At 59.9% G+C, this 1,108-nt stretch carries 1 protein-coding gene; it reads right to left on the bottom strand.

The window, feature by feature from the left end; translation table 11 throughout:
• Positions 1 to 1,108 (bottom strand): adenosylhomocysteinase (locus tag A2I95_RS41175; protein WP_291738052.1); only part of this gene is annotated, 1,108 nt, incomplete at both ends.

Genomic DNA, 1,108 nt, shown 5'->3' with positions numbered 1-1,108 from the left:
TGCTTGGGCAGGATATAGACGTCGTTTTCATAGTGGTCGCCGCGGGTCCACAGCTCCATCTGGGCCAGCACCTGGTTGGTAAAGGAGGCCGACATCACAAAACTCGGATGGCCGGTGGCATTACCGAGGTTCAGCAGGCGGCCTTCGGACAGCAGGATCATGCGGTTGCCCGAGGGCATCTCGATCATGTCCACCTGTTCTTTGATGTTGGTCCACTTGTGGTTTTTCAGCGCGGCGACCTGGATCTCGTTGTCGAAATGGCCGATGTTGCCGACAATCGCCATGTCCTTCATCTCGCGCATGTGCTCGATGCGGATCACGTCCTTGTTGCCGGTGGTGGTGATGAAGATATCGGCGGAACCGACTTCCTCTTCCAGCAGCACCACTTCAAAACCGTCCATCGCGGCCTGCAGGGCGCAGATCGGGTCCGCTTCGGTGACCTTAACGCGGGCGCCTGCACCGCGCAGGGAGGCGGCAGAGCCCTTGCCCACGTCACCGTAACCGCAGACCACAGCGACCTTGCCGGCCATCATGGTGTCGGTGGCCCGGCGGATGCCGTCGACCAGCGATTCCTTACAGCCGTATTTGTTGTCGAACTTCGACTTGGTGACCGAGTCATTCACGTTGATCGCCGGGAACGGCAGCTGGCCGTTCTTCTGCAGATCATAGAGGCGGTGCACGCCGGTAGTGGTTTCCTCGGACACACCCAGGATCGCATCGCGGGTCTTGGTGAACCAGCCCGGGGATGCTTCCATGCGCTTCTGGATCTGCACCTTGATGACCGCTTCTTCTTCGGACTGCGGCACGGGAATGATATCCTCGCCCGCCTCGGCACGCGCGCCCAGCAGAACATAAAGGGTGGCATCGCCGCCATCGTCGAGGATCAGGTTGGGGCCTTCCTCAAACATGAAGGATTTATCCAAATAATCCCAATGCTCTTCCAGCGACTGGCCCTTGATCGCAAAGACCGGAATGCCTGCTTCGGCAATCGCCGCGGCAGCGTGGTCCTGGGTCGAGAAGATGTTGCACGACGCCCAGCGCACATCGGCGCCCAACGCCACCAGCGTCTCGATCAGCACAGCCGTCTGGATGGTCATATGCAATGAGC

The sequence above is a fragment of the Leisingera sp. F5 genome (genome assembly GCF_001593695.1).
This window is presented reverse-complemented; position numbering and strand designations above follow the sequence as displayed.